General features: G+C 67.6%; 28 protein-coding genes. 17 read left to right on the forward strand and 11 right to left on the reverse strand.

The features are described from left to right. The first annotated feature begins 10 nt into the window (after window positions 1-10). Window positions 11-808 carry a DUF72 domain-containing protein gene (locus BR78_RS0115315; protein ID WP_029936962.1) on the forward strand — a complete coding sequence of 266 codons (798 nt, stop codon included), beginning with the start codon at window positions 11-13 and terminating at the stop codon, window positions 806-808. Here the strand turns inward: BR78_RS0115315 and BR78_RS0115320 are convergent. The 6 genes from BR78_RS0115320 to hemC are packed head-to-tail and all read right to left on the reverse strand — an operon-like array spanning window position 805 to window position 6,100. After that, on the reverse strand, window positions 805-1,914 hold the full coding sequence (locus BR78_RS0115320) for a CaiB/BaiF CoA transferase family protein (RefSeq protein WP_029936963.1): 1,110 nt from the start codon (window positions 1,912-1,914) through the stop codon (window positions 805-807). The two genes, BR78_RS0115315 and BR78_RS0115320, sit on opposite strands and share 4 nt — an antisense overlap. Next, window positions 1,911-2,435, reverse strand: a complete 525-nt coding sequence (locus tag BR78_RS0115325; RefSeq protein WP_037566757.1) for a GNAT family N-acetyltransferase — start codon at window positions 2,433-2,435, stop codon at window positions 1,911-1,913. The genes BR78_RS0115320 and BR78_RS0115325 overlap by 4 nt, the downstream gene beginning before the upstream one ends. Beyond that, window positions 2,435-3,619 carry an acyl-CoA dehydrogenase gene (locus tag BR78_RS0115330; RefSeq protein ID WP_029936965.1) on the reverse strand — a complete coding sequence of 395 codons (1,185 nt, stop codon included), beginning with the start codon at window positions 3,617-3,619 and terminating at the stop codon, window positions 2,435-2,437. Before BR78_RS0115330 ends, BR78_RS0115325 begins: the two co-directional genes overlap by 1 nt. 10 nt (window positions 3,620-3,629) lie before the next feature. After that, entirely contained in the window at window positions 3,630-4,490 is an 861-nt protein-coding gene (locus tag BR78_RS0115335; RefSeq protein ID WP_037566760.1) for a hypothetical protein, read from the reverse strand. Window positions 4,491-4,520: 30 nt separating this feature from the next. Next, window positions 4,521-5,189 (reverse strand): uroporphyrinogen-III synthase, encoded by a 669-nt coding sequence (locus BR78_RS0115340; RefSeq protein ID WP_029936967.1) that lies wholly within the window; start codon window positions 5,187-5,189, stop codon window positions 4,521-4,523. Beyond that, the gene (gene hemC / locus BR78_RS0115345) at window positions 5,186-6,100 is read right to left on the reverse strand and encodes a hydroxymethylbilane synthase (RefSeq protein WP_029936968.1); all 915 of its coding nucleotides are present in this window, start codon (window positions 6,098-6,100) and stop codon (window positions 5,186-5,188) included. The genes BR78_RS0115340 and hemC overlap by 4 nt, the downstream gene beginning before the upstream one ends. A gap of 37 nt (window positions 6,101-6,137) precedes the next feature. Between hemC and tsaD the strand changes: the two genes are divergently transcribed. Genes tsaD through BR78_RS0115360 form a run of 3 tightly spaced genes read left to right on the forward strand, consistent with a single transcriptional unit; the run spans window position 6,138 to window position 8,684 of the window. Then, window positions 6,138-7,163, forward strand: a complete 1,026-nt coding sequence (tsaD, locus tag BR78_RS0115350) for a tRNA (adenosine(37)-N6)-threonylcarbamoyltransferase complex transferase subunit TsaD (protein WP_029936969.1) — start codon at window positions 6,138-6,140, stop codon at window positions 7,161-7,163. A gap of 10 nt (window positions 7,164-7,173) precedes the next feature. Further along, a complete protein-coding gene (locus tag BR78_RS0115355; protein WP_029936970.1) occupies window positions 7,174-8,151 on the forward strand; it encodes an NAD(P)H-dependent glycerol-3-phosphate dehydrogenase in 978 nt (325 codons plus the stop codon). After that, the gene (locus BR78_RS0115360; protein ID WP_037566765.1) at window positions 8,148-8,684 is read left to right on the forward strand and encodes a DUF1697 domain-containing protein; all 537 of its coding nucleotides are present in this window, start codon (window positions 8,148-8,150) and stop codon (window positions 8,682-8,684) included. The genes BR78_RS0115355 and BR78_RS0115360 overlap by 4 nt, the downstream gene beginning before the upstream one ends. On the opposite strand, the gene BR78_RS21405 is transcribed toward BR78_RS0115360, so the two are convergent. Then, the gene (locus BR78_RS21405) at window positions 8,681-8,833 is read right to left on the reverse strand and encodes a DUF1674 domain-containing protein (protein WP_081855802.1); all 153 of its coding nucleotides are present in this window, start codon (window positions 8,831-8,833) and stop codon (window positions 8,681-8,683) included. The two genes, BR78_RS0115360 and BR78_RS21405, sit on opposite strands and share 4 nt — an antisense overlap. Before the next feature lie 13 nt (window positions 8,834-8,846). On the opposite strand from BR78_RS21405, the gene BR78_RS0115370 reads away from it, so the two are divergent. From BR78_RS0115370 to BR78_RS0115405, 8 genes are all read left to right on the forward strand, one after another. Further along, window positions 8,847-10,136 carry an RsmB/NOP family class I SAM-dependent RNA methyltransferase gene (locus BR78_RS0115370; RefSeq protein ID WP_029936971.1) on the forward strand — a complete coding sequence of 430 codons (1,290 nt, stop codon included), beginning with the start codon at window positions 8,847-8,849 and terminating at the stop codon, window positions 10,134-10,136. Between the two features lie 59 nt (window positions 10,137-10,195). Beyond that, the gene (gene rpe, locus BR78_RS0115375) at window positions 10,196-10,855 is read left to right on the forward strand and encodes a ribulose-phosphate 3-epimerase (RefSeq protein WP_029936972.1); all 660 of its coding nucleotides are present in this window, start codon (window positions 10,196-10,198) and stop codon (window positions 10,853-10,855) included. Beyond that, the gene (locus BR78_RS0115380; protein WP_029936973.1) at window positions 10,852-12,585 is read left to right on the forward strand and encodes a heparinase II/III family protein; all 1,734 of its coding nucleotides are present in this window, start codon (window positions 10,852-10,854) and stop codon (window positions 12,583-12,585) included. The genes rpe and BR78_RS0115380 overlap by 4 nt, the downstream gene beginning before the upstream one ends. 49 nt (window positions 12,586-12,634) lie before the next feature. After that, window positions 12,635-14,197: a bifunctional phosphoribosylaminoimidazolecarboxamide formyltransferase/IMP cyclohydrolase gene (gene purH / locus BR78_RS0115385; RefSeq protein ID WP_029936974.1), complete on the forward strand. Its 1,563-nt coding sequence runs from the start codon at window positions 12,635-12,637 to the stop codon at window positions 14,195-14,197. A 124-nt stretch (window positions 14,198-14,321) separates the two neighbouring features. Then, on the forward strand, window positions 14,322-15,587 hold the full coding sequence (locus BR78_RS0115390) for a 3-methyl-2-oxobutanoate dehydrogenase (2-methylpropanoyl-transferring) subunit alpha (protein WP_029936975.1): 1,266 nt from the start codon (window positions 14,322-14,324) through the stop codon (window positions 15,585-15,587). A 32-nt stretch (window positions 15,588-15,619) separates the two neighbouring features. Further along, on the forward strand, window positions 15,620-16,624 hold the full coding sequence (locus tag BR78_RS0115395; RefSeq protein WP_029936976.1) for an alpha-ketoacid dehydrogenase subunit beta: 1,005 nt from the start codon (window positions 15,620-15,622) through the stop codon (window positions 16,622-16,624). Window positions 16,625-16,629: 5 nt separating this feature from the next. Further along, window positions 16,630-17,925: a dihydrolipoamide acetyltransferase family protein gene (locus BR78_RS0115400; RefSeq protein ID WP_029936977.1), complete on the forward strand. Its 1,296-nt coding sequence runs from the start codon at window positions 16,630-16,632 to the stop codon at window positions 17,923-17,925. Window position 17,926: 1 nt separating this feature from the next. After that, entirely contained in the window at window positions 17,927-18,505 is a 579-nt protein-coding gene (locus BR78_RS0115405; RefSeq protein WP_029936978.1) for an MAPEG family protein, read from the forward strand. A gap of 25 nt (window positions 18,506-18,530) precedes the next feature. Here the strand turns inward: BR78_RS0115405 and BR78_RS0115410 are convergent, their stop codons facing one another. Next, the gene (locus BR78_RS0115410) at window positions 18,531-19,481 is read right to left on the reverse strand and encodes a hypothetical protein (RefSeq protein ID WP_029936979.1); all 951 of its coding nucleotides are present in this window, start codon (window positions 19,479-19,481) and stop codon (window positions 18,531-18,533) included. Window positions 19,482-19,638: 157 nt separating this feature from the next. Here BR78_RS0115410 and rarD point away from each other — a divergent pair, with 157 nt between their 5' ends. The 5 genes from rarD to BR78_RS0115435 are packed head-to-tail and all read left to right on the forward strand — an operon-like array spanning window position 19,639 to window position 22,301. Then, the gene (gene rarD / locus BR78_RS0115415; protein WP_029936980.1) at window positions 19,639-20,535 is read left to right on the forward strand and encodes an EamA family transporter RarD; all 897 of its coding nucleotides are present in this window, start codon (window positions 19,639-19,641) and stop codon (window positions 20,533-20,535) included. Between the two features lie 51 nt (window positions 20,536-20,586). After that, complete coding sequence (locus BR78_RS0115420; RefSeq protein WP_029936981.1) at window positions 20,587-20,931, forward strand: ArsR/SmtB family transcription factor; 345 nt, start codon at window positions 20,587-20,589, stop codon at window positions 20,929-20,931. Further along, on the forward strand, window positions 20,928-21,323 hold the full coding sequence (locus BR78_RS0115425) for a VOC family protein (RefSeq protein ID WP_029936982.1): 396 nt from the start codon (window positions 20,928-20,930) through the stop codon (window positions 21,321-21,323). Before BR78_RS0115420 ends, BR78_RS0115425 begins: the two co-directional genes overlap by 4 nt. Continuing rightward, window positions 21,320-21,757, forward strand: a complete 438-nt coding sequence (locus BR78_RS0115430) for an SRPBCC family protein (protein ID WP_029936983.1) — start codon at window positions 21,320-21,322, stop codon at window positions 21,755-21,757. Before BR78_RS0115425 ends, BR78_RS0115430 begins: the two co-directional genes overlap by 4 nt. 1 nt (window position 21,758) lies before the next feature. Then, window positions 21,759-22,301 carry an SRPBCC family protein gene (locus tag BR78_RS0115435; RefSeq protein ID WP_197021386.1) on the forward strand — a complete coding sequence of 181 codons (543 nt, stop codon included), beginning with the start codon at window positions 21,759-21,761 and terminating at the stop codon, window positions 22,299-22,301. On the opposite strand, the gene BR78_RS0115440 is transcribed toward BR78_RS0115435, so the two are convergent. From BR78_RS0115440 to BR78_RS21035, 3 genes are all read right to left on the reverse strand, one after another. Beyond that, window positions 22,298-23,491 (reverse strand): acetyl-CoA C-acyltransferase, encoded by a 1,194-nt coding sequence (locus BR78_RS0115440; protein ID WP_029936985.1) that lies wholly within the window; start codon window positions 23,489-23,491, stop codon window positions 22,298-22,300. The genes BR78_RS0115435 and BR78_RS0115440 overlap by 4 nt on opposite strands. Window positions 23,492-23,560: 69 nt before the next feature. After that, a complete protein-coding gene (locus BR78_RS0115445; RefSeq protein ID WP_029936986.1) occupies window positions 23,561-24,340 on the reverse strand; it encodes a crotonase/enoyl-CoA hydratase family protein in 780 nt (259 codons plus the stop codon). 48 nt (window positions 24,341-24,388) lie between these two features. Further along, on the reverse strand, window positions 24,389-25,027 hold the full coding sequence (locus BR78_RS21035) for a winged helix-turn-helix domain-containing protein (protein WP_051683354.1): 639 nt from the start codon (window positions 25,025-25,027) through the stop codon (window positions 24,389-24,391). Window positions 25,028-25,057 lie beyond the last annotated feature (30 nt).

Raw genomic sequence — 25,057 nt, forward strand, 5'->3', positions numbered from 1 at the left:
AAAGCGGGCCATGGCCCAGGCACCCATCAGAATCGGCATCGGCGGCTGGACCTTCGAGCCGTGGCGCGGGACCTTCTATCCGGAGGGCTTGAGCCAGAAAAAGGAGCTCGAGTTCGCCAGCCGCGCGCTGGGCGCGATCGAGATCAACGGCACTTATTATTCCACCTTCAAGCCCGCGACCTTCGAAGGCTGGGCGAAGACCGCGCCCGACGGCTTCGTCTTCACGGTCAAGGCGTCGCGCTTTTGCACCAATCGGAAAGTCCTCGCCGAGGGCGGCGAATCGATCCGGCGCTTCGTGTCGCAGGGACTCGTCGAGCTCGGCGACAAGCTCGGCCCGATCTTCTGGCAGTTCATGGCGACCAAGAAGTTCGAGCCCGAGGATTTCCGTGCCTTCCTCGCCTTGCTCCCGCGCGAGGAGGCCGGCGTGAAGCTCCGCCACGCGGTTCAGGTGCGGCACGAGAGCTTCCAGGTTCCCGAGTTCGTCGCGATGTGCCGTGAGGCCGGCGTCGCGATCGTCTATGCCGATTCGCCGCAATATCCCGCGATCGCCGACATCACCGGCGACTTCGTCTATGCCCGGCTCGAGGCTGGCGAGGACGATAATCCGCTCTGTTACCCCGAGGCCGATTTCCCGCGCTGGACCGAAGCGGCCCGGACCTGGGCCAGCGGGGGGCGTCCCGAGGGGCTGCCCTATGTCACTACGGAGGCCGCGCCGGCCGTGCCGCGCGAGACCTTCCTCTTCTTCATCCATGGCGGCAAGGTTCGCGCTCCGGCGGCGGCGCAGGAGCTGACTCGCCGGCTGGCCTAGGGACGCTTCGGGCTGGCCCGATCCGAAACCATCCGCTCGCCATCGATCACGATCGGGCTCGCCAGCCCGGGGAGCCCCTCGCGTTCGATCCGCATGCCCCGCGCAATCACCTGTGAGTCGGCGAACACTTCGTCGACTGTATTGATCGGCCCCGCCGGCACCCCCGCCGCCTCGAGCGCCTCGTAGAGGTCGGCCTTGGCCCAGCGCTGAATGGCCGCCGTGACAAGCGGAATCAGCACCGCCCGATGAGTCACTCGCGCCGGGTTGGTCGCGAATCGGGGATCGTCGGCGAGATCGAGCCCCACCACGTCGCACAGCTTCCGGAACTGCGAATCATTGCCCACCGCGACGATCAGCGCGCCGTCCTTGGTCTCGAAGGCCTGGTACGGGACCAGATTGGCGTGGCCGTTGCCCATCCGGTGCGGGACCCTGGCCGGATTCGCCATCCAATTGAGCGCCTGGTTGGCGAGCACCCCCACCTGCGTGTCGAGCAGCGCCATGTCGATATGCGCGCCCTCGCCGGTCGCGTCGCGGCGTCTGAGCGCCGCCAGGATCGCAACCGCCGAATAGACCCCGGTGAAGAGGTCGGCATAGGCTACGCCGGCTTTCTGCGGCGTGCCGTCGGGTTCGCCGGTCAGCGACATCGCCCCGCCCATGCCCTGGATGATGAAGTCATAGCCGGCGCGATGGGCATAGGGACCGTCCTGCCCGAAGCCGGTAATCGAACAGACGATCAGCCGCGGATCCGCGCCAAGCAGGCTGGCGGGGTCCAGCCCGTATTTGGCGAGCCCGCCGACCTTGTAATTCTCGATCACGACATCGGCACCGGCGATCAGCGCGCGGACTTCGGCCTGTCCCTCGGGCGTGGCGATGTCGATCCCACGGCTCTCCTTGCCGCGATTGCAGGCGTGAAAATAGGCGGCGTCGAGATTCGCGCCGTCCGGCCCATACAGGAAGGGTGGCCCCCAATGCCTTGTGTCGTCGCCGGCGCCCGGCCGCTCGACCTTGATCACTTCGGCGCCGAGATCGGCGAGCAACTGGCCGCACCATGGGCCCGCGAGAATCCGTGCCAGCTCGACGACCCGGAGCCCCGCGAGCGGTTTCACCCGCGAAACCCGCCGCGGCGGATGACGTAATAGCAATGACCGGGGAGCACATGACCGTTGCCGCGCTCGACCCGGCCTTCTTGCAGCACGCCGCCGATCTTCTCCATCGCCCGGCGGGATCGCAAATTATTCTCGCCCACCACGAACACCGCGCCGCTCACGAAGCGATGGATATGGTCGAGCATCAGCCGCTTGATCTCGCGGTTCCACACTCCGCCCCAATAGGTTCGCGCCAGAAAGGTCCAGCCGATCTCCACCTCATCGCGCACCGCGTCGGGAAAATCGTAGCGGCTCGCGCCGATGATCGCTCCGCTCGCCTTGTCCAGGATCGTAAGGCCGCCCCCGCTCGCCAGTGCATCCTCGAAATAGGCGCGGAAGACCGGTTCCTGCCAGCGATTGTGAAACGGGTGCTGCTCCCAGATCAGGGGATCCGACGCGACCGCGAACATTCCCTCCCAGTCTTCGGGCACGGTCGGCCGCAGCAGCGCAAGTTTGCCGGTCAGCGTCGGCTGGAAGTCCATCAGAACGCCGCGATGCCGGTGATCGCGCGGCCGAGGATCAGGCCGTGCACGTCGTGGGTGCCCTCATAGGTGTTCACCGTCTCGAGGTTGATTGCGTGGCGCATCACGTGGAATTCGGCCGAGATGCCGTTGCCGCCGTGCATGTCGCGCGCGACTCGGGCGATATCGAGCGCCTTGCCGCAATTGTTGCGCTTGATGATGCTGATAGCCTCGGGGCTCAGCGTGCCTTCGTCGAACATTCGGCCGCAACGCAAAGCCGCCTGCAGCCCCAGCGCGATCTCGGTCTGCATGTTGGCGAGCTTGAGTTGCACCAGCTGGTTCGATGCCAGCGGCTTGCCGAACTGGGCGCGATCGAGCGTGTATTGCCGGGCGGCGTGCATGCACGCCTCGGCGGCGCCCATCGTTCCCCACGCAATCCCGTAGCGCGCGCGGTTGAGGCAGCCGAACGGGCCTTTCAGCCCCTGTACCTCGGGGAGCAGCGCGTCCTCGCTCACTTCGACGCCGTCCATCACGATCTCGCCGGTCACCGACGCGCGCAGCGAAAGCTTGCCTTCGATCTTGGGGGTCGAGAGCCCGGCCATGCCGCGCTCGAGCACGAAGCCCTTGATTCCGCCGCCATGTGCGTCGGATTTCGCCCACACGACCATGACGTCGGCGATCGGCGAGTTGGTGATCCACATCTTGGTGCCGGTCAGGCGATAGCCGCCGTCGATCTTCTCCGCCCGGCTGCGCATGCCGCCGGGGTCCGATCCCGCATCGGGCTCGGTGAGCCCGAAGCAGCCGATCGATTCGCCGGTCGCCAGCCTGGGAAGATATTTCCGCTTCTGGTCTTCGGTGCCGTACGCGTAGATCGGGTGCATCACGAGGCTCGACTGTACGCTCATCGCCGAGCGATATCCCGAATCGACGCGCTCGACTTCGCGCGCGACCAGCCCATAGGCGACATAGCCGAGGCCGGCACCGCCATAGCTTTCGGGGATCGTCGGGCCGAGCAGCCCCAGCGCGCCCATCTCGGCCATGATCTCGCGATCGAATCGCTCGTCGAGGAAGGCGCTGGTCACCCGCGGCAGCAATTCGCCCTGCGCGTAATCGCGCGCGGCGGCCTGCACCATCCGCTCCTCGTCGGTCAGCTGCGCGTCGAGCGCGAACGGATCCTGCCAGTCGAACCGGCCCATCTCTGCCATTGGTCTTCCTTCAGCTGCTCGCCGGGCGCGCGGGGGGTGCCGCGGCCGGCGGCGTGGCGGGCGGCGCTTCGAGCGCGGCCCGTTCGATCTCGAGCAATCCCTGTCGCGCCGCGATATAGCGCCTCGCCGCAGCTACCCAGCTTTCGGCGCTCGCGATGCCGGGCATATGCACCACTTCGGCGAGTGCGGTTTCGACATCGCCATGATCGAGAGCGAGGCGGGCGCGCCGCATCCGATCCGATGTGCGCGGGCTCGGCGAATCGGCCTCGCGGAGCACGACGAGATCGCTCAGCAGCCGCCGTACGCGCATCCACATGCTATCGTCGGCCCCACTCGCGAGCCGCGGAGCGATCGTCTCGAGCGCGAGGCGCAAATCGCCGAGCGTCACTGGATCGGCCGAGGCGCGCAGGATCATGCTCACTGCCTCGCCATGGCTCTCGCCGAAGCGCAGCCGCAATTGGCCGTCGAGCGCGCCCAGTGGCTGGCCGCGTTCGATCGCGCGGCGCACGCCCGCGGCGATCAGCAGTTGCTCCGCGCGACTGGCATAAGAGGAAGCGTTGCGCGCGCTGCCACTGATATCACGGAGCCGCAGCTCGAGCTGGTCGAGCTTGCCGGCAAGCTCCTGCTCGCGTGCGCCCAGCGTCGCCACATCGGTGCCCGCGGGCAAAGCGGCGGGCCGATTCGGCTCGGTCTGGACGGTCTCGACCGGCACGAGGCTCGGCACCGGGCGGGGTGTGCCTCCACCTCCGCCAAGCTGGAAGGCGGCCGCCGTCACGGCGATGCCGCCGACAAAGGCAAGACCGCCAATAAGATAGTGGGTCCGTGTCTCGGGGCCGCGGGCCGGCTCCGGGGCGAGGGGCTCGTCGCTCATGCCCCCTTATTCGCTGCGCCGCCCGCGCGGTCAATCGGCGAGCGCGATTGCGGCCTCGATCAATGCTTCGCCGCGCGGATCGTCGGCCACCACGACATGCTCCCAGCCCTGGCCTGCCGCTTCTGCCGCACGGGCGCTGACCGCCACCAACGCGATACCGCCGCGATCGATTCCCGCGGCATCGACGACATAGCCGAGCCGTGCTGCCGCACGCGCGGATTGGACCAATGCGATGCTGCCGGCGAGGCGCGCCGCGTCCTGCGGTGCGTCGGGTTCGCTGGCATAGACCGGGATGACCCGCGCCACGATTCCGCCCGACTCCAGCGTCCGTTCGCGTCCTGCGAGGTGCAGCGCGTGGTGAATTCCCGCCGCCTCGGCCGTTGCGAGGAGTGCCTCGGCGCCCTTTGTCCCAACGCAGACGACATCGAAACCGGCTCGCCGCGCCGCCTCCGCTGTCGCCGCGCCCACTGCGTATACCGGCAACCCAAGCAGCGCCGTCAGGCCCGGCCCGGCGTGACGGACGGCGTTGGCGCTGGTCAGGATCAGTGCGTCGAACGCGTCCGCGTCGGGCGCGTCCCATGCAAGCGCGCGCACTGCGAACAGCGGCATCCGGATCGCGCCGTGCCCACGCGCCTCGATCGCCGCCGCTGTGACGCGGTTGCCCGGTTCGGGCCGCAGAACGGAGATTCGGCGGCTCACCCGCCGAACAGCCGACGAATCTCGTCGGGCGCGTTTATCAGCAGGTCGCGCGCGACTGCGATCGGCAATGCCGGATCGGACGGTGCGCCTGCCTCCTGGGCGTAGACGTGGACGCTGCCGTCCTCGGACAGCAATTCGGCCCTGAGCGTCATGATCGCGCCTTCGATCGTCGCCAGCGCCGCCACCGGCGAGTGGCAGTCCGCCTTGAGCGCCGCCAGCAACGCACGCTCCGCCGTCACGCAGGCATGGGTCTGCGGATCGTCGATCTTCGCGAGCATCGCCCGGGCATGCGAATCGTCGCCGCGGCACTCGATGCCGACGGCTCCCTGCGCCGGCGCAGGCAACATCACGTTGATCGGAATCGGGTTTCCGACGTCATGGCGTCCCAGCCGGTCGAGCCCGGCAGCGGCGAGCAAGGTCGCATCGGCTTCGCCCGCGGCGAGCTTGGCCAGCCGGGTGTCGACATTGCCGCGGAACAGCACGATCTCGAGGTCGGGCCGCAATCTGCGCATCTGCGCGGCGCGCCGCGGCGAACTCGTCCCCAGCACGGCACCTCGCCGAAGCGCCTCGATCGATGCGGCGCCGACCAAACGGTCCTGCACGTCCGCGCGCGGCAGCATCGCCGCGATCGCGATCGCCGCGGGCCGGAACGTCTCGACATCCTTCATCGAATGCACCGCGCAATCGATCTCGCCGTCCAGCAATGCCCGATCGAGCTCCTTGGTCCACAATGCCTTGCCGCCGATCTCGGCGAGCGCGCGGTCCTGCACCTTGTCGCCGGTGGTGCGGATCGTGACGATCTCGATGGCGTCGGGCGCGATTGCGTGCGCGGCGATCAGCGCGTCACGCACCATATTGGCCTGGGTGAGGGCGAGCGGCGAGCCGCGGGTGCCGAGGCGGAACTTGGGCATGGCTTGTGCTAATGCCCCCGTGGACTAATTGGATGCAATGGCGCTGATCCTTGGAATTGAATCGAGCTGCGACGAGACCGCCGCCGCCCTGGTGACGAGCGATCGCCGGATCCTCGCCCACAAGCTCGCGGGACAGGAAGCGGCGCATCGGCCCTATGGCGGCGTCGTCCCCGAGATCGCCGCGCGCGCGCATGTCGAGGTGATCGGTCCGCTGGTCGAGGCCGCGCTAGCCGAGGCCGGCGTCACACTCGGCGATATCGATGCCGTGGCCGCCACCGCGGGGCCGGGGCTGATCGGCGGCGTGATGGTCGGGCTCGTCACGGGCAAGGCGCTGGCGCTGGCGAGCGGCAAGCCGCTCGTCGCGGTCAACCATCTCGAGGGTCATGGCCTGTCGCCGCGCCTGGCGGATCCCGACCTGGCTTTCCCCTATCTCCTGCTGCTCGTCTCGGGCGGGCATTGCCAGTTGCTGCTGGTCGAGGGTGTCGGCGCCTATCGCCGGCTCGCCACCACGATCGACGACGCCGCGGGCGAGGCATTCGACAAGACCGCCAAGCTGCTCGGCCTCGGCTTTCCCGGCGGTCCAGCGGTGGAGAAAGCGGCGGCGCACGGTGATCCCCGCGCCGTGCCGCTTCCGCGCCCGCTGGTCGGCTCGGCCGAGCCGCATTTTTCCTTCGCCGGACTCAAGAGCGCCGTCGCCCGCGTCGTCGGCCAGTACAGTGCCGAGGACCTGGCCGCGTCGTTCCAGCAGGCGGTGGTCGATTGCCTGCTCGATCGCACCCGACGGGCACTGCAATCGGTCGATGCCACGGCGCTTGTGGTCGCTGGCGGAGTCGCCGCGAATGCGAGCGTCCGCGGGGCGCTCGAGGCCCTCGCTGGCGGGCACGGCAAGCGCTTCGTCGCGCCGCCTCTATGGCTGTGTACCGACAATGCCGCGATGATCGCCTGGGCCGGCGCCGAGCGATTTGCGCTCGGCCTCACCGACCCGCTCGACTTCCCGGCCCGCCCCCGTTGGCCGCTCGATCCGGGGGCGGAGAAAGTGCGCGGCGCAGGAGTGAAGGCATGAGGATTCGGCCATGAGAATGGGGGTCATCGGCGGCGGCGCATGGGGCACCGCATTGGCGCAGGTCGCGGCCCGCGATGGCCTGCCCGTCACGCTCTGGGCGCGCGAGCCCGAAGTGGTCGAGAGCGTCAACACTGCCCACGAGAACCGTCACTTCCTCGCCGGCGTCCCGCTTTCCGAAACCATTCGCGCCACCGGCGATCTCGCCGATCTCGCTGGCCACGACGCACTCCTCGTCGTTGCCCCTGCCCAGCATGTCCGCGCGGTGCTCGCCGCCGCCCCGATCGGCACCACCCCCCTCGTACTCTGCGCCAAGGGCATCGAGGCGGGGACTCGCCTCCTCGTCGGCGAAGTCGCGCATCAGGCCGCGCCCGACGCGCCGATCGCCGTCCTCTCCGGGCCCACCTTCGCGCACGAGGTCGCCGCCGGAAAACCCACCGCCGTGACGCTCGCCTGCGAGGACGAAGGCTTGCGCGCGCGCCTCGCCGAACGTCTCGCCGGCCCCGCTTTTCGCACCTACGGCTCGGCCGATATCATCGGCGCGGAAATTGGAGGCGCGGTCAAGAACGTCCTCGCGATCGCCTGTGGGGTGGTCGAGGGCGCGGGTCTCGGCCTCAATGCCCGCGCCGCACTGATCGCGCGCGGTTTCGCCGAGATGACGCGCTTCGGCCTCGCTCGCGGTGGCCAGGCCGAGACGCTGACGGGCCTGTCGGGGCTCGGCGATCTCGTCCTCACCTGTTCCTCGACCAATTCGCGCAACTTCTCGCTCGGGGTGGGGCTCGGCCAGGGCAAGAGCGCCGCCGCGCTGTTGGCCGATCGCAAAACTGTCGCCGAGGGCGCGTTCACTGCCCCCGTGCTCCGCGAGGCCGCCGCGGAGGCACGGGTCGACATGCCGGTGACCGAGGCCGTGAACGCCCTGCTGGAAGGTGTTGCGGTACGCGATGTCATCGAAGCGCTGCTCAGCCGCCCGCTGCGCGAGGAAGTCCAATGAAGTGGGCGGCGATGCTGCGCGGGGTCAATCTCGGCAAGCGACAACTCAAGTCGGCCGAATTGAAGGCGGTGGTCGAGGGAATGGGTTTCACCGGGGTCAAGACGATTCTCGCCTCGGGCAATGTCGTGTTCGAGGCGGGTGATGCGAAGCCCGAGGCGCTCGAGCGCGATCTCCATGCAGCGCTGGAGAAGGCCACCGGCCTAAAATCCGAGATATTCGTCCGCAACAGCGCCGAGCTCGCCCGGCTGGTCGAAGCCAATCCCTTCCCCGAAGCGGCGCGCGAACGGCCCAGCTTCCTCGTCGTCAGCTTCCACCGCGAGTCCGTAGACAAGGCCGCGATCAAGCGCTTGGCCGAAAGCTATGACGGGCCCGAGAGGATGGAGCCGATCGGCCGCGAATTGTTCACCGATTTCCCCGACGGCCAGGGGCGCTCGAACCTGATCCCGGCGATGCAGAAGGCCAAGCTCTCGCGGGGCAATACCGGCCGTAACTGGAACACGGTCCAGAAGCTGCTCGCCGCGCTCGCCGACTAGAAGTCGACGGCGACGCCCTTGCGCTCCCAATCGCCGTAGCGTGTCGGGTCGAGCGGGTCCGTCGGCGGCGCGGCGGGCGCGGGCTTGGGTACCGGCGGGCTCTTCGAGAGATGCTGCGGGGGCTTCACATGGCTCGGGCGCTGGCCCATGGCACTGGCTCCAATGAGTAAAGCCCCCAATCGTCCCCGCCGCACGCGCGGTCAAGAGCCCGACGGCCCCGGCGTTCCCGCGCGGCGCGCTGCGCTGAAATTGCTCGACGCCGTGCTCCGCCGCGGCCTCGCGCTCGAACAGGCGCTCGATTCGGCCGCTTCCGGCCTCGCTCCCAACGATCGCGGGCTCGCCCATGCCATCGCCGCCGAAGCGCTGCGCCGGCTTCCTGATCTCGATGCGCTGATCGATTCGGCCACCCAGCGCGACTTGCCCGACGACGCCAAGGCGCGCTTTGCGCTCCGTATAGCCTTGGTGCAGGCGCTCGCGCTCGGCACACCCGGCCATGCCGCGATTTCGACCGTGCTGCCGCTTGTCGACGGCGGCCCGCGAAAGCTCGTCCACGGCGTGTTCGGCACGTTAGTCCGGCAGGGCGCGGCTTTGCCCGAACCGCCGACGCTTCCCGATCCGGTGGCGCTGCGCTGGCACGCCGCCTGGGGCGACCAGATGATCGAGGATGCCGAGCGTGCCGTCGCCGTCCCGCCGCCGCTAGACCTGACACTGCGCGATCCGGCGCACGCCCCCGATCTGCCGGGCAAGAGCCTGCTTCCCGGCCATCTTCGCCTCGACGAGAAGGCCCTGGTCACGGGTATCGAAGGCTATGCCGAAGGCGATTGGTGGGTACAGGATCTCGCCGCCTCGATCCCGGCGCGGCTGATCGGCAAGGGCAGCGGCACGGCGCTCGATCTCTGCGCGGCGCCCGGCGGCAAGACGCTCCAGCTCGCCGCCGCGGGTTGGGCCGTGACTGCCGTCGACGTGTCGGAAAGTCGTCTCGCGCGACTTCACGAAAATCTCGAACGCACCGGCCTCGCCGCGACGGTGATCGCGGCCGATCTCCTCGAATGGCAGCCACGCGAACCCGCCGACGCCGTCCTCCTCGATGCGCCGTGCAGCGCCACGGGCATCTTCCGCCGCCATCCCGACGTGCTCCACCGCGTTCGCCCTTCGCTGATCGCCGAGATGGCGGCGCTCCAGTCGCGCCTGCTTGACCGTGCCGCGGCGTGGGTGAAGCCCGGCGGCATTCTGGTCTTCTCGACCTGCTCGCTCGAGCCGCAGGAAGGCGAGGCCCAGCTCGCCCGTTTCCTCGCCGGGCATCCCGAATTCGCGATTGCGCCGATATCTCCCAACGAACTCCCCGAAGGCGTCACGCCGCGCGAGGACGGTAGCCTCCGCCTCCTCCCCGGGGCACTGGCCGAGTCCGGCGGCCTCGACGGCTTCTTCATCGTGCGGCTGCGGCGATCGTGACACCGGCATCGGCATGAACCCCGGTTGCGCGCGACTCATGCCATGCTAGAGCAAGCGGCATGCCCGCTGTCCGCATCGCCCCCTCGATCCTTTCCGCCGACTTCGCCCGTCTGGGCGAGGAAATCCGCGCGATCGACGCGGCGGGGGCCGACTGGATCCATGTCGACGTCATGGATGGCCATTTCGTGCCCAACATCACCATCGGTCCGGGCGTGATCAAGGCGCTGCGTCCGCACACCGCCAAGCCGTTCGACGTCCATCTGATGATCGCGCCGGTCGATCCGATGCTCGCGGCTTTCGCCGACGCCGGTGCCGATACGATCTCGGTGCATCCGGAATCGGGCCCGCACCTCCATCGTACGCTCCAGACGATCAAGGCGCTGGGCAAGCGCGCCGGCGTGGTGCTGAACCCGGCGACGCCCGTCGATGTTGTCGACCATGTCATGGACATGATCGACCTGATCCTCGTGATGAGCGTCAACCCCGGCTTCGGCGGACAGAAGTTCATCGAGAGCCAATTGCCCAAGATCACCGAGCTGCGCCGCCGGATCACTGCGTCGGGCCGCGCGATTGATCTCGAAGTCGATGGCGGAGTCGATCGCGATACCGCGCCGCGCGTGATCGCCGCGGGCGCCGATGCGCTGGTCGCGGGCACCGCCACCTTTACGGGCGGTCCTGATCGTTACGCCGGCAATATCGCGGCGTTAAGGGGCGGATGAACGATTCATTGCCCGGGTCCGGCGCCGACGGAGTCGAGGAAGGCAAACGGCTCATCCGCACCGGCGGCGATCGCGGCCTGAGCCTTGCCGAGCGCATCTCCGAACGTTTCCAGCGCCTCACCTGGGGCACGCCGCTCCACGCGATGCGGCTGCGCGGACGCTATCCGCTCAAGCTCATCGCAGTGCCCGACGATCCCTTTTTCGGCGATGTCCATCGAGGCAACGGTCTGCTCGAAGGCGTGGTCCGCTTCCGCGGCGAGGAGCGTGCGATCGAGCAGCTCGATTTCAGCAAACCCGGCTGGTCGACGCCTTTTGCCGAATATCTCCAGAGCTTCGCCTGGCTCCGCGATCTGTCCAGTGTCACGACCCGCGCGCAAGGTGCGCCGATCGCCGAGGAGATCATGCGACGCTGGCTGGAGGCGCATGGTGAGAAAGTCTCCGATCCGGCCTGGCGCGCCGATCAATGGGGCCGCCGCATCCTGTTCTGGACGGCGCATGCGCCGCTGATTCTTTCGTCCAGCAATCTCATCTATCGATCGAGCGTGCTCCATGCGCTCGCGCGCGGCGCGCGCCACCTCGATCGCGGCGCGGATCGCGTCCAGCCCGGCGTGGCGCGCATCGCCGCCTGGTCCGGTGTGCTGGTGGCAGGCCTGTCGATGCCGGGCGGGGATCCACGCCGCGCGTTCGGCGAGAACGGCCTCAAGCGCGCGCTCGATCATTCGGTGTTCGAGGATGGCGGCAGCGTCACGCGCTCGCCCGCCGCGCAACTCGAATCGATCCAGCTCCTGACCATCCTCGGTGAGGCCTATGCCTCGCGCCGGCTCCAGACGCCGGACTTCATCGATGCCGCGCGAGCGCGCATGGTCACTGCGCTGCTCGGACTGTGTCATGGCGACAAGGGCCTTTCGAGCTGGCAGGGCTCGGGTCCAATCGCGGGCGAGATCATCGAGCAGGTGATCGAGGCGACCGGCGTGCGCACCCGCCCGCTTAAGCAGGCGCGCGAATGGGGCTATCAGCGGCTCGCTGCGGGGCAGAGCGTCCTGATCATGGATGCCGCGCCGCCGCCTCTGGCGCGGCTGGTCGAGGGCGGCTGTGCCTCGACTTTGGCGTTCGAATTCTCCGATGGCGTGGATCGCATCGTCGTCAATTGCGGCGGGGCGCGTGCGACGCATGCGCAGGTGCCGGCGGCGCTCACCGAAGGGCTGCGCACCACCGCCGCGCATTCGACGCTCGTGCTGAGCAACAGCAATTCGACGGCGATCCATTCCGACGGCACGCTCGGCCGCGGCGTGGTCGAGGTCGAGCTCGCGCGGCACGAGACCGACAGCGCCAGCCGGATCGAGGCGAGCCACGACGGCTATGTCCGCCGCCTCGGCTATCTCCATCGCCGCGTCGTCGCGATGTCGCCCGACGGCCGCGACATTCGCGGCGAGGACATGCTGCTTCCCGCCGACAGGCGTAAACACAAGATGCCGACGCCGTTCACGGCGCGCTTCCATCTCCATCCACAGGTCGAGGTGACGCCCACCGCCGACGGCTTCGCCGCGATCCTGCGCACCGCGTCGGGGCATCTCTGGCAATTCCGCTGCAAGGGCGGCGAGCTCACGGTGGAAGATAGCTTGTGGATCGATCCGCGGGGCCGTCCGCTGTCCAGCCAACAGCTTGTCGTCACCGGCGCCAGCCCCGCGGGCGGCGCCAATCTCAGCTGGCTGTTCCACCGGGCCAAATAGAGGCAATTAGGGGTTGCGGGGCGAGGCTCGATCCTTAGGAGGGCGGGCCATGGACCAGGTCACGATCAAGCGCGCACTCCTTTCGGTTTCCGACAAGGCTGGAATCATCGAGCTCGGGCAGGCGCTAGCCGCGCAGGGCGTCGAGCTCGTCTCCACCGGCGGCACGGCAAAGGCGCTGCGTGATGCCGGCCTCGAAGTCCGAGACATCTCCGATCTCACCGGCTTCCCCGAGATGATGGACGGCCGCGTCAAGACGCTCCATCCCAAGGTGCATGGCGGCCTGCTCGCGGTGCGCGACAATGCCGAGCACGTCGCCTCGATGGAGGAGCATGCGATCGGCGCGATCGATCTGGTGGTGGTGAACCTCTACCCCTTCGCCCAGACCGTCGCACGTGGCGCAGCGCGCGAGGAGATCATCGAAAATATCGACATTGGCGGCCCTTCGATGGTCCGTTCGGCCGCGAAGAACCATGAGTCGGTCGCAATCCTCACCGATCCCGCCGATTATCCGCTGGTTTTCGGCGGCAGCACGACGCTCGATCAGCGCCGCAAATTCGCCGCCAAGGCCTATGCCGCTACCGCCGCCTATGATGCGGCGATCGCGAGCTGGTTCGCCTTCGCCGATCAGGGCGAAGGCTTCCCCGCCACGCTGCCGATCGCGCTCACCAAGGGACCCGAGCTGCGCTACGGCGAAAATCCGCACCAGTCCGCGGCCTTGTATCTTCCCCAGACCGGAGCGCGCGGCATCGCGCAGGCCGAGCAGTTGCAGGGCAAGGCGCTCAGCTACAACAATTACAACGACGCCGATGCCGCGCTCGAATTGGTCTCCGAGTTCAAGGACGGGCCGCCGACGGTGGTTATCGTCAAGCACGCGAACCCGTGCGGCGTCGCTACTGCTGATACGCTGAAGGCAGCCTATATCGAGGCGCTCGCCTGCGATTCGGTCTCGGCTTTCGGTGGCATCATCGCCGTAAACCAGACACTCGACCGCGAGACCGCCGAAGCGATGGCCGGCATCTTCACTGAAGTCGTCGTCGCTCCTGACGCCGACGCCGATGCCCGCGCCGTCTTCGCCGCGAAGAAGAATCTCCGCCTGCTCATCACCGGCGATCTTCCCGATCCCGCCCGGCCGGGGCTGATGCTCAAGTCGATCGCCGGCGGCATGCTCGTTCAGTCGCGCGACAATGGCCGGCTCGGCGATCTCAAGGTCGTCACCAGGCGCGCGCCCACCGAACAGGAACTTGCCGACTGCCGCTTCGCCTGGACTGTCGCCAAGCACGTCAAGTCGAACGCGATCGTTTATGCCAAAGACGGCGCTACCGCCGGAATCGGCGCGGGACAGATGAATCGCCTCGAATCGGCGCGCATCGCCGCATGGAAAGCGAAGGACGCGGCGGAGAAGGCCGGCTGGACTCAGCCTCGCACGATCGGCTCGGCCGTCGCGTCGGACGCCTTCTTCCCCTTTGCGGATGGCCTGCTCGCGGCGGTCGAAGCCGGCGCCACCGCAGTGATCCAGCCCGGCGGCTCGATCCGCGACGACGAAGTCATCGCCGCCGCCGACGAGGCCGGGCTCGCGATGGTGTTCACCGGAATGCGGCATTTCCGCCACTGACCGGCGCTGTCATCAGGTCAGTCTTGCTGACCTACTCGACAAGGCTTTTGAAATTTTATAACAAGCGTCCGGAAACCGGGCCCGTGCGTTCTCGAAGCGACAGGGCCTGCAATTCGGAGAGACCATGGACGCTTCGCGCGCCAATTTGCCGCCGCTATCGTTGCATGTGCCGGAACCCAGATTCCGTCCCGGCGACGAGGCCGACTTCAGCGACGTCGAGGTTCCGCCAGCGGGTTCGGCCCGCCGCCCGGACACCGCCGAACCCGCCGCCAACTTCCATGAGCTCGCCTACACGCTCGTCCGCGTGCTCGACGAATCGGGTGAAGCCGTCGGCCCCTGGAACCCGCGACTCGACCCCGATGCGCTCCGGAAAATGCTCCGCTCGATGGCGATGGTCCGTGCGTTCGACGAACGCATGTTCCGTGCCCAGCGCCAGGGCAAGACCAGCTTCTACATGAAGTCCACCGGCGAGGAGGCCGTATCGGTCGCCGCGACGATGGCGCTCGCCAGCGATGACATGTGCTTCCCCTCCTACCGGCAGCAGGGGATCCTGATCACGCGCGGCTATCCCTTGGTCACCATGATGAACCAGATCTACTCGAACAAAGGCGATCCCTTGCAGGGCCGCCAGCTGCCGATCATGTATTCGGCCAAGGATCACGGCTTCTTCTCGATCTCGGGCAATCTCGCCACCCAATATCCGCAGGCAGTAGGCTGGGCGATGGCGAGCGCCGCCAAGGGAGACACGCGCATCGCGGCCACCTGGTGCGGCGAAGGCTCGACTGCCGAGGGCGACTTCCATTCGGCGCTGACCTTCGCGACGGTCTACAAGGCGCCGGTCATCCTCAACGTCGTCAACAATCAATGGGCGATCAGTTCCTTCTCGGGCTTTGCCGGTGCCGAGGCGACGACCTTCGCCGCGCGCGCGGTCGGCTACGGCATTGCCGGGCTGCGCGTCGACGGCAACGACGCGCTCGCGGTCTACGCGGCCACGCAATGGGCGGCCGAGCGCGCGCGGACCAATCAGGGCCCGACCTTGATCGAGCATTTCACCTATCGCGCCGAGGGCCATTCGACCTCGGACGATCCGACCGCCTATCGTTCGGCGGGCGAGCCCAATGCCTGGCCGCTCGGCGATCCGATCCGGCGTCTGAAGGACCATCTCATCGCCCTCGGCGAATGGGACGAAGAGCGCCACGCCGCGCAGGATCTCGAGCTCGCCGAGGACGTGAAGCGCGCCCAGAAGGAGGCCGAGAAGAACGGCATCCTCGGCCACGGCTTGCACCAGCCCTTCGAGACGATGTTCGAGGGCGTGTTCGAGGAGATGCCGTGGCACCTCAAGGAACAGTCCGAACAGATGATCGCCGAGCGCAAGGCGGCAGGGATATGAGCGCCGCGGACGAGGCGGGCGCGACGACCCGCATGAACATGATCCAGGCGATCAATTCCGCCATGGACGTGATGATGGCGCGCGATCCGAACGTCGTCGTGATGGGCGAGGATGTCGGCTATTTCGGCGGCGTCTTCCGCGCCACCGCGGGCTTGCAGGCGAAGTATGGCAAGACCCGCGCCTTCGACACGCCGATCACCGAGATCGGCATCATCGGCGTTGCGATCGGCATGGGCGCCTATGGCCTGCGTCCGGTCCCCGAGATCCAGTTCGCCGATTATATCTACCCGGCGCTCGACCAGCTCGTCTCCGAAGCCGCGCGGCTGCGCTACCGCTCGGCGGCGGACTTCATCGCGCCGATCACGGTGCGCTCGCCTTATGGCGGCGGGATCTTCGGCGGGCAGACGCACAGCCAGTCGCCTGAGGGTATCTTCACCCACGTCTCCGGGATCAAGACGGTGATCCCGTCGACACCCTATGACGCCAAGGGGCTGCTGATCGCCGCGATCGAGGACAATGACCCCGTGCTCTTCCTCGAGCCCAAGCGCATCTACAACGGCCCCTTTGACGGCCATTACGACCGTCCCTCGAAGAACTGGTCGGCGCATCCGGCGGGCGAAGTGCCCGAGGGGCATTACCGCGTCGAGCTCGGCAAGGCGGCAACGGTCCGCGCGGGCGAGGCGGTGACGATCCTCTGCTACGGCACGATGGTCCATGTCGTCGCCAGCACGATCGAGGAACTGGGCGTCGACGCCGAGATCATCGATCTGCGTACGCTCGTCCCGCTCGACATCGAGGCGGTCGAGCAATCGGTCAGGAAGACCGGCCGCTGCCTGATCGTCCATGAGGCGACGCGTACCGGCGGCTTCGGCGCCGAGCTCTCCGCGCTCGTCCAGGAGCGCTGCTTCTACCATCTCGAAGCCCCGATCGAACGCGTCACCGGCTTCGACACGCCTTACCCTCACAGCCTCGAATGGGCCTATTTCCCCGGCCCGGTGCGCATCGGCGAGGCGCTCAAGAAACTCCTGAAGGACTGACCCGAATGGCCCGCTTCACTTTCCGCCTGCCGGACATCGGCGAGGGCATCGCCGAGGCCGAGATCGTCGCATGGCACGTGCGCGTCGGCGAGCGTGTCGAGGAGGACCAGCAGGTCGCCGACATGATGACCGACAAGGCGACGGTCGAGATGGAATCGCCGGTGTCGGGCGTGGTGGTCGAGCTCGCCGGAGAGGTCGGCGATCAGGTCGCGATCGGTTCGGCGCTGATGGTGATCGAGACCGACGGCGACGAGGCGGTGGTTTCCGAGGAAGTCGAAGAGCAGGTCGAGGCGGAAACGCCGGGTGTCGAGGAAGTCGTCGAAACCGCGCCGGAACCTGCCAGTGCTCCTGCGGAAGCAGGAGCCCAGAGCCCCAGGGACGTCGCTAGCGACTCTGGGCTCCTGCCTTCGCAGGAGCACAAAGAAGAAGCATCGCAGCACCGCCAAATCCTCGCCTCGCCGGCAGTCCGCGCCCGCGCGAAGGATCTCGGCATCGATCTCGCTGCAGTAAAGGCCGAAGGCGATCGCCTCCGCCATTCCGATCTCGACGCCTATCTCCGCTATGGCCAGGGGCAGGGCTATCACGCCCCCCACGCCAGCCGCGCCCGTGAGGACGAGCCGGTCAAGGTCATCGGCATGCGCCGCCGCATTGCCGAGAACATGGCCGCGTCGAAGCGCGCGATCCCGCATTTCACTTATGTCGAGGAAATCGACGTCACTGCGCTGGAGGACATGCGCGGCGATCTCAATGCCAATCGCGGCAATCGCCCCAAGCTGACGATGCTGCCCTTCCTGATCGTCGCGATCTGCCGGACGATCCCCGATTTCCCGATGATCAACGCGCGCTACGACGACGAGGCCGGCGTGGTCACGCGCCACGGCCGCGTCCATCTCGGCATGGCGACGCAGACCGATGCGGGCCTCATGGTTCCGGTGATCCGCGACGCACAAGACCGCAATGTCTGGCAGCTCGCCTCCGAGATCGGTCGCCTCGCCGAAGCCGCGCGCACCGGCAAGGCGAAGAGCGAGGAACTCAGCGGCTCGACGCTGACGATCACGTCGCTCGGGCCCTTGGGCGGTATCGCCACCACACCGGTGATCAACCGTCCCGAAGTCGCGATCATCGGCCCCAACAAGATCGTCGAGCGCCCGGTCTTCCACGGCGACGAGATCGTTCGCGCCAAGCTGATGAACCTCTCGATCAGCTGCGACCACCGCGTCGTCGATGGCTGGGACGCCGCGAGCTACGTCCAGGCGGTCAAGAAATTGCTCGAAACCCCCGTATTGCTGTTCGCCGACTGAGATGGCGCCGCGCGCCAGGATCATGCTCGCGGTCGGGCTGTCGCTCCCGCCGGCGGGCGTGCTCTGGGTCGTGCTTCGGCATGCGTTGCCGCCGATCCATGACGATCCGATGGGGTTCGCGCTCGGCTGCAGCGGGGCCGTACTCCTCCTCACGCTGGCGCTCGGGATCGAGGCTGTGGCGCATGAGCGCCTGTTCCATGCCTCGATCGATCCGCTCGCCGGTGCCGATTCGCGGCGGCTGGTGATCAATCAGCGCTACCTCCGGAACACGCTCGAGCAGGCGGCGCTGTTCGTGCCCGGCCTCTTCCTGCTGGCGCGCCATGTCGGGGATCTGCGCGTGGTCGCGGCCACGGCGATCCTGTGGACATTGGGGCGCTGGGCCTATTGGGTCGGCTATCATGTCGATCCCGCGTGGCGGGGGTTCGGCATATTCTCGATGGGGATCAGCCTGGTGACGCTGGCTTACGGCGTCGGCACCTTCGGATACGCATTGGCGGGCTGGACCGGGACGGCGGCACTGATCGGCCCTTTTCTGGTGATCGAGGCCTATCTCTTCCGCACGCTGCGAAGGCCCGCATGAGCCATTTCCTGCTCTCTTACCCCGCCTAGCCGGGCAGGAAGATCGATCGGCTCAGCACGTCGCGAACGGCTTCGCGGCCGGCGGCCATCCGCTCCTGCGTCGCGCGCTCGATCCGCGCGGTCTCGCCGGCCAGCTCCATCCGGCGTTTTGACAAAGCGCGGAACCGTGCTTCGTCAGTGCCGCTGCGGAAGCCGAAATAGCCGCCATTGTTGAACCAGCCGCGCTTTGCCAGCAGCTCGCAGAGGTCGGAGGTCGCGCCTACCATCGCCAGCTGGTTCGTGAGCAGCGGATCGCCGGCGGACGCGGCCGGCCCGGCCATCACGGCGATGCCTTCCTTTGCCTTTGCGGGCAGATTGGCAGCGAAGAGTGCCTGCGCCACCGCCTTGGCGCGCTGGTCGCGGGCCGCCGCCTGAGACCGTGCCAGCGTCTGGAGATCGGCAATTGCGGCGCATTGCGACAGCACGCGCGGGTCCTGACCGAGCAGATAGGGGCTGGTCAGGTTCGCCACGCCGAGGCGGCCGAACGCGGTGCCGAAGTCCCGCTGTGCCTGCGTATCGGCAGTCACACTTTCGACGAAGAGGCGGGAGAGCGGCCCGCGTGCCGCGGCACCCGCCGGCACCAGCGCCGCCCCACCGGGCCCGAACTCGACCTCTGCGAAGCTGCTCGCATCGGCGCGCGACAGCGTCTCATATTGCGCATGTGCGATCATTGCGGCGCCGATGCCGCCCAGCCCCAGCAGCGCGAGCGAACCCGATTTCCACGCGATGGTCGAATAGCGCGTCGTCAGCGCAAAGCCGATCGCCCACAGCATCAACGCAAGCGCCACGCCGCCGCCGAACAGAAGTCCGAGCGATTGTCGCGGCAGAAACCGCGGCACCAGCAGTGCGCCGATCACGAGGACGGCGAGGCCCGCGAGCGTCGCGATCACCGGATGGTCATACGGCATCCCGCGACCCGTTTCGTCGATATCGTCCATGCGTTCCCCCCGATTACCGACGCTAGCCGACCCGCAATTGCGGGCAAGGGGTTAAGCGACGATTTCGACGGCGCCGACTTACTGCGCGAAGCATGATTTTTCACCGGGCAAGCCATGTCCCGCTTGCCCATCCGGCCGCGCCGGGCAAAGGGGACGCATGCGCACTTCGTCCACCGCCGATACGGGCGGCCTCGCACTTGGCGTCGGCGCCTACACGCTCTGGGGCATCCTCCCGCTCTACATCCATTTGCTCAAAGGCGTACCCGCGCTCCAGGTGCTCGCGCATCGTGTGCTCTGGTCGTTGCTGCTGCTTGCGGTGATCATCCTGATCTTCCGGCGCGCGCGGCCGATCTTCGCCGCCGCACGAGGGCGGACCCTGCTGCTGCTCGTCGGGAGCGCCTTGCTGATCGCAGTCAACTGGATCGTCTATATCTGGGCGGTCCAGAACGATCATGTGCTGGAGGCCAGCCTCGGCTATTTCATCAATCCGCTGATCAATGTCGCGCTCGGCTTCGCCTTTCTGGGCGAGCGGCTGCGGCGGATCCAGGGCGTCGCGATCGCAATCGCCGCAGCTGGCGTGGCGGTGCTTGCGATCAACGGCGGCGGGGCGTTGTGGATCTCGCTCGCGCTCGCGATCAGCTTCGGGCTCTACGGGCTGCTGCGCAAGGTCGCGGCAATCGATGCGCTGGGCGGCCTGACGGTCGAGACGCTGCTGCTCGCGCCGTTCTGTCTCGCGCTGCTGGTTCATGCCGGCCAGTCGGGCACCAACGCATTCGGCCAGTCGACGCATCTCGATCTGCTGCTGGTTCTCGCCGGCGCAGTCACCGCCGCGCCGTTGCTCATGTTCGCCGCCGCCGCGCGGCGCATGCCGCTCGCCACGTTGGGGCTGCTCCAATATATCGCGCCTTCGCTCCAGTTCGCCGAAGCCGTGCTACTGTTCGGCGAACCGGTGCGCACTGTCCATATCGCCACCTTCGCGCTGATCTGGACCGGCTGCGCACTCTATGCGTTCGACGGCATCCGTGCGTCGCGGGCTCCAGCCGCACCGGAATAATATTCAACCATATGGTTGACTAAATCCCGGGCGCGTCCCATGTTCAACTATATGGTTGAACAACGACTCGATACGACTTTCCACGCCTTGGCCGATCCCACCCGGCGGGGCATGCTCGCCACGCTCGCGCTCGGCGAGAAGTCGATCGGCGAACTGGCCGAGCCCTTTTCGATGAGCTTCGCCGGCGCCGCCAAGCACGTGAAGGTGCTCGAAGGCGCGGGGCTCGTCGCGCGGCGTAAAGTCGGCCGCAACCAGCTCTGCCGCCTCAACGCCCGCCCGCTGGCCGAGGCGGACAAATGGCTCCGCCAATGGGAGCAGTTCTGGACGATCCGTCTCGATCGGCTCGAGGCGCTGATCGCCGAAGACCAGCAGAAAGATATCGGAGGACGCGAATGACCAAGGCAACGCCCTTCCTCATGTTCCAGCATGGCAAGGCGCAGTCCGCGCTCGATTTCTATGTCGAGACCGTCCCCGGCAGCCGCATCGTTTCGATCGAGCGTTTCGGTGCTGAAGGCCCGGGGCCCGAGGGAACCGTGCTGCGCGCGCATGTCGAGATCGCCGGCCAGCCGGTGATGGTGCATGACAGCTTCATCACCCACGGTTTCGATTTCACGCCGTCCTGGTCCTTCTTCGTCGACTGCGACGACGAAGCCGAGACCGATCGGCTGTTCGACGCGCTCAGCGCCGGCGGCGGGGTGCTGATGCCGCTCGACAATTACGGCTGGAGCCGCCGGTTCGGCTGGGTGTCCGACAAGTTCGGCGTGTCGTGGCAGATCAATCTCCAATGAGCGGCCCGGTCGTCCTCACCGTGACGCGGGGCTTCGCCGCGCCGGCGGAGCGCGTGTTCGACGCCTGGCTCGATCCCGCCGATGCCGCGCGTTTCTTGTTCGCCACGCCCGACGGCGAGATGATCCGCTGTGAGATCGATCCGCGTGTCGGCGGCGGCTTCACGCTCACCGAACGCCGTCCCGGCGGCGATGCCGAGCACCGCGGCCGTTATCTCGAGATCGATCGCCCGCGCCGCCTCGTCTTCCTATTCGCGGCCGATCCGGCGGAGGAAGGCGAATGGACCCGCGTCTCGGTCGATATCGTCGACACGTCCGATGGCTGCACGCTTAGCCTCACCCACGAAATGGACCCGCAATGGGCGGCATATGAGGCGCAGACCCGTCAGGGCTGGACGATGATCCTCGAAAGCCTCGCCCGCATATTGGAGAGCTGAAATGGCCGATACCCTGACTGGCGACACGATCACGCCGCAGATGCTTCGTTTCGAGCGTGAGCTCGCCGCCCCGATCGAGACGGTGTGGCAATATCTGGTCGATTCCGATCTGCGCGCGCGGTGGTTCATGGGCGGACCGACCCAATTGCACGAAGGCGGCGCGCTCGGCTTGACGATGCGGCACGGCAACCTCGCCGACGAGACCGATCCGATGCCCGAACGCTATGCGCCCTATGACGGTAAGGCGTGGAGCGAGACGATCACCAAGCTCGAACCGCCCCGGCTGATCGCCTTCACCTGGTCGGGGGGCGAGGCGGGCGAAGTGACGATCGAGCTGGATCGCATCGGCAATGACCGCACTCGCCTGGTCCTGACCCATGCCGGTCTGCGCGGCCCCGACGATGCGCGCAATTTCGGCGGTGGCTGGGGCTCGCACCTCGCGGTGCTCGAACGGCGGCTGGAGGGCAAGCACATCGCCAGCTTCTGGGCGCTGCATGCCCAGGCCGAGGCCGCCGCCGCCAAGGCGCTCGGACTGTCAGCCTAGGGGATTTCGAACAGGCCGGCGGCGCCCATGCCGCCGGCGGTGCACATCGAGACGACGACATAACGTGCCCCGCGTTTGCGCCCCTCGATCAGCGCATGCCCGACCAGTCGGCTTCCGGTCATGCCGAACGGATGGCCGATCGCGATCGCCCCGCCGTTGACGTTGAGCTTGTCGGGGTCGATGCCGAGCGTGTCGCGGCAATAGAGGCATTGGCTGGCGAAGGCCTCGTTGATTTCCCACAGCCCGATGTCCGCGACCTTCAGCCCTGCACGCGCGAGCAATTTGGGCACCGCGAAGACCGGGCCGATCCCCATCTCGTCGGGCTCGCAACCCGCCACCTGGAAGCCGCGATAGATGCCGAGGATCTCCTTGCCTTCCGCCTCTGCGGTCTTGCGGTCCATCAGGATCTGCGCGGCGGCGCCGTCGGAGAGCTGGCTGGCATTGCCGGCCGTGACGTTGCGGCCTTCCTTCACGAACTCGCCGTCTTTCCACACGGTCCGAAGCCCCGCCAGCGCCTCGATTGTGGTCCCGGGCCGGATGCCCTCGTCCTGCGTCACCGTGACCGTCTCGCTGCCGGCGCGATTGCCTTCCTTGTCGTAGAGCGCCTTCCCGACCGTGATCGGCACGATCTCCTCGGTAAAGGCGCCCGCCTCGAGCCCCGCTGCTGCGCGCTGCTGGCTCATCGCAGCGAATTCGTCCTGCGCCGCACGGCTGATCCCGTAGCGCTCGGCGACGATCTCGGCGGTCTCGATCATCGGGATGTACGCAGCAGGCACTTGCTCGATCACCGACCGGTTCACTACGCGCGGCGCGTTCTGCATCGTCAGGCTGATCGATTCCATGCCTCCTGCCAGCGCTACGTCGATCTCGTCGGTCATGATCGATCGCGCGGCGAGCGCGATCGCGGTCAGGCCCGAGCCGCATTTCCGGTCGAGGCTGAACGCCGGGACGCTGTGCGGAATCCCCGCCGCGAACAGCGCCAGCCGTGCCATGTTGCCGCCCTGCGTCCCCCATTGATTGCCCATGCCATAGAAGACGTCGTCGATTCGGCGGGGGTCGATTCCCGCCCGTTCGACCGCCGCATTCATCACATGCGCCGCGAGAACCGGCGCTTCGGTATCGTTGAAATAGCCGCGCCCGGCCTTGCCCACGCCGGTGCGGGCAGTGGAGATGATGGCAGCCTCTCGCATGCTCGGGACTCGCTTTTCGAGTTTCGGGTATGGCTCTCGATCTAAAGCCACTCCGCCCGATTGCAAGACTCAGTCGGTAAAGCTCGGCGCGCGTTTCTGCGTGTTGGCCATCACTGCCTCGATCTGGTTGGGAGAGCGCAGCAAAGCGGCCTGCTCGCGGCTTTCGGCGAGCAGAACGGTGCCGACATCCGCCTCGAGATTCGCCAGCCGCTTCGCCGCGCGCACCGCATCGGGGTTACGCCCAGCGATCGCCCGCGCGAGCGCCATCGCCTCGGCATGCGGATCGGCGGCGATCCGCGTCACGAAACCCAATGCCAGCGCCTCCTCCGCGCCGAACTCGCGCGCGGTGTAGATCAGCTCGCGCAGCACATCGTCGCGGACATTGCCGCGCCACAAGGCATAGCCCGCCATGTCGGGGACGATCCCCCATTTCATCTCCATCGCGGAGAGCCGGGCATCGGGCGCCACGATCCGGATGTCCGCGCCACTGGCGATCTGCAGCCCGCCGCCGAACGCGACGCCGTGCACCGCCGCGATCACCGGGACGGGCAGTGTCCGCCAACCCCAGGCGACTTGCTGGAAATCGTTGGCGAGTCCGTGCGTCCGTGTCGCGAGGTCCATTCCCGATCCACCACTCGCCATGCTCGCCATGTCGAGGCCTGCACAGAAGCCGCGGCCCTCGCCCGACAGCACCGCCGCACGCAGTCCGGACGTGGCTTCGAGCTGCGCGATCGCGTCGGTCAGCGCCGCGAACATCGCCGGATCGAGCGCATTGAGCTTCTCCGGCCGCGTCAGCCGGACATCGGCGACATGGTCCTCAATTGCGATGCTGACGCGCTGTCCGGCCATTCCCCGTCCTCTCTTCCGCCGCCACGCTACGCCAATCCAGCCCACCGGTCAGCCCATCGCGAGCCGATATCCGCGCCCCTTGTCGGTCATCAGCATCGGCGTTGCGAAGTCGCGGTCGAGCTTGGCGCGCAGCCGCGAGACATGGACCTCGACGACATTGGTTCCCGGATCGAACCGCAGACCCCAGACCGCGGCGAGAAGCTCCTCGCGGCCCACGCAGCGCCCGGCCGATCGCGCCAGGTGCAGCAACAAAGCGTATTCCCGCGGCAGCAACGCGATGCTGTGGCCGTCGCGCTGCGCACGCCGCTCGACCGGATCGATCCGCAGTCCGCCGAACGTCACGACCGGGGAGTGCCTGCGCAGCCGTGCGGCAAGTCGCGCGGCGATCTCGCCGGCCCTGGCCGGAAGCGTAACTGCATCGTCGGCGCCCGCGTCGAGCGCGCTTTCGATGCTTGCCCCGCAACCGTCCGCAAGCGCCAGCATCAGCGCGCCGTGCCAATCCTGTGCGCGGACCATCGCGACACAAGCCGCGGGATCGCGACCCTCGAGGCCGATGATCGCCGCTTGCGCGCCACTGTGCCGCAACGCGGCCGATGCGATCGGCACCAGGTCCAGCCCGCGCGCGCCGGCGGCCCGTCGAAGCTTCGGGATATGGAGCGCGCAGGCGACGATTCCGGCCACGGCCATAGCCTAACCGTAATTGCGCCATAGCGGATG

It is taken from the genome of Sphingomonas sp. UNC305MFCol5.2 (assembly GCF_000712135.1).
In the GTDB taxonomy this organism is placed as follows: domain Bacteria; phylum Pseudomonadota; class Alphaproteobacteria; order Sphingomonadales; family Sphingomonadaceae; genus Sphingomonas.

What these genes read in the sequence shown, in the direction of transcription:
- BR78_RS0115380 (WP_029936973.1), top strand. Translation starts at nt 10,852, where the DNA reads ATGAACGATTCATTGCCCGGGTCCGGCGCCGACGGAGTCGAGGAAGGC.
- BR78_RS0115430 (WP_029936983.1), top strand. Translation starts at nt 21,320, where the DNA reads ATGAGCGGCCCGGTCGTCCTCACCGTGACGCGGGGCTTCGCCGCGCCG.
- BR78_RS0115335 (WP_037566760.1), bottom strand. Translation starts at nt 4,490, where the DNA reads ATGAGCGACGAGCCCCTCGCCCCGGAGCCGGCCCGCGGCCCCGAGACA.
- BR78_RS21405 (WP_081855802.1), bottom strand. Translation starts at nt 8,833, where the DNA reads ATGGGCCAGCGCCCGAGCCATGTGAAGCCCCCGCAGCATCTCTCGAAG.
- BR78_RS0115440 (WP_029936985.1), bottom strand. Translation starts at nt 23,491, where the DNA reads ATGCGAGAGGCTGCCATCATCTCCACTGCCCGCACCGGCGTGGGCAAG.
- rpe (WP_029936972.1), top strand. Translation starts at nt 10,196, where the DNA reads ATGCCCGCTGTCCGCATCGCCCCCTCGATCCTTTCCGCCGACTTCGCC.
- BR78_RS0115405 (WP_029936978.1), top strand. Translation starts at nt 17,927, where the DNA reads ATGGCGCCGCGCGCCAGGATCATGCTCGCGGTCGGGCTGTCGCTCCCG.
- BR78_RS0115425 (WP_029936982.1), top strand. Translation starts at nt 20,928, where the DNA reads ATGACCAAGGCAACGCCCTTCCTCATGTTCCAGCATGGCAAGGCGCAG.
- BR78_RS0115330 (WP_029936965.1), bottom strand. Translation starts at nt 3,619, where the DNA reads ATGGCAGAGATGGGCCGGTTCGACTGGCAGGATCCGTTCGCGCTCGAC.
- tsaD (WP_029936969.1), top strand. Translation starts at nt 6,138, where the DNA reads ATGGCGCTGATCCTTGGAATTGAATCGAGCTGCGACGAGACCGCCGCC.
- purH (WP_029936974.1), top strand. Translation starts at nt 12,635, where the DNA reads ATGGACCAGGTCACGATCAAGCGCGCACTCCTTTCGGTTTCCGACAAG.
- BR78_RS0115355 (WP_029936970.1), top strand. Translation starts at nt 7,174, where the DNA reads ATGAGAATGGGGGTCATCGGCGGCGGCGCATGGGGCACCGCATTGGCG.
- BR78_RS0115315 (WP_029936962.1), top strand. Translation starts at nt 11, where the DNA reads ATGGCCCAGGCACCCATCAGAATCGGCATCGGCGGCTGGACCTTCGAG.
- BR78_RS0115370 (WP_029936971.1), top strand. Translation starts at nt 8,847, where the DNA reads ATGAGTAAAGCCCCCAATCGTCCCCGCCGCACGCGCGGTCAAGAGCCC.
- BR78_RS0115400 (WP_029936977.1), top strand. Translation starts at nt 16,630, where the DNA reads ATGGCCCGCTTCACTTTCCGCCTGCCGGACATCGGCGAGGGCATCGCC.
- BR78_RS0115420 (WP_029936981.1), top strand. Translation starts at nt 20,587, where the DNA reads ATGGTTGAACAACGACTCGATACGACTTTCCACGCCTTGGCCGATCCC.
- BR78_RS21035 (WP_051683354.1), bottom strand. Translation starts at nt 25,027, where the DNA reads ATGGCCGTGGCCGGAATCGTCGCCTGCGCGCTCCATATCCCGAAGCTT.
- BR78_RS0115410 (WP_029936979.1), bottom strand. Translation starts at nt 19,481, where the DNA reads ATGGACGATATCGACGAAACGGGTCGCGGGATGCCGTATGACCATCCG.
- BR78_RS0115390 (WP_029936975.1), top strand. Translation starts at nt 14,322, where the DNA reads ATGGACGCTTCGCGCGCCAATTTGCCGCCGCTATCGTTGCATGTGCCG.
- BR78_RS0115325 (WP_037566757.1), bottom strand. Translation starts at nt 2,435, where the DNA reads ATGGACTTCCAGCCGACGCTGACCGGCAAACTTGCGCTGCTGCGGCCG.
- BR78_RS0115395 (WP_029936976.1), top strand. Translation starts at nt 15,620, where the DNA reads ATGAACATGATCCAGGCGATCAATTCCGCCATGGACGTGATGATGGCG.
- BR78_RS0115435 (WP_197021386.1), top strand. Translation starts at nt 21,759, where the DNA reads ATGGCCGATACCCTGACTGGCGACACGATCACGCCGCAGATGCTTCGT.
- hemC (WP_029936968.1), bottom strand. Translation starts at nt 6,100, where the DNA reads ATGCCCAAGTTCCGCCTCGGCACCCGCGGCTCGCCGCTCGCCCTCACC.
- BR78_RS0115445 (WP_029936986.1), bottom strand. Translation starts at nt 24,340, where the DNA reads ATGGCCGGACAGCGCGTCAGCATCGCAATTGAGGACCATGTCGCCGAT.
- BR78_RS0115360 (WP_037566765.1), top strand. Translation starts at nt 8,148, where the DNA reads ATGAAGTGGGCGGCGATGCTGCGCGGGGTCAATCTCGGCAAGCGACAA.
- rarD (WP_029936980.1), top strand. Translation starts at nt 19,639, where the DNA reads ATGCGCACTTCGTCCACCGCCGATACGGGCGGCCTCGCACTTGGCGTC.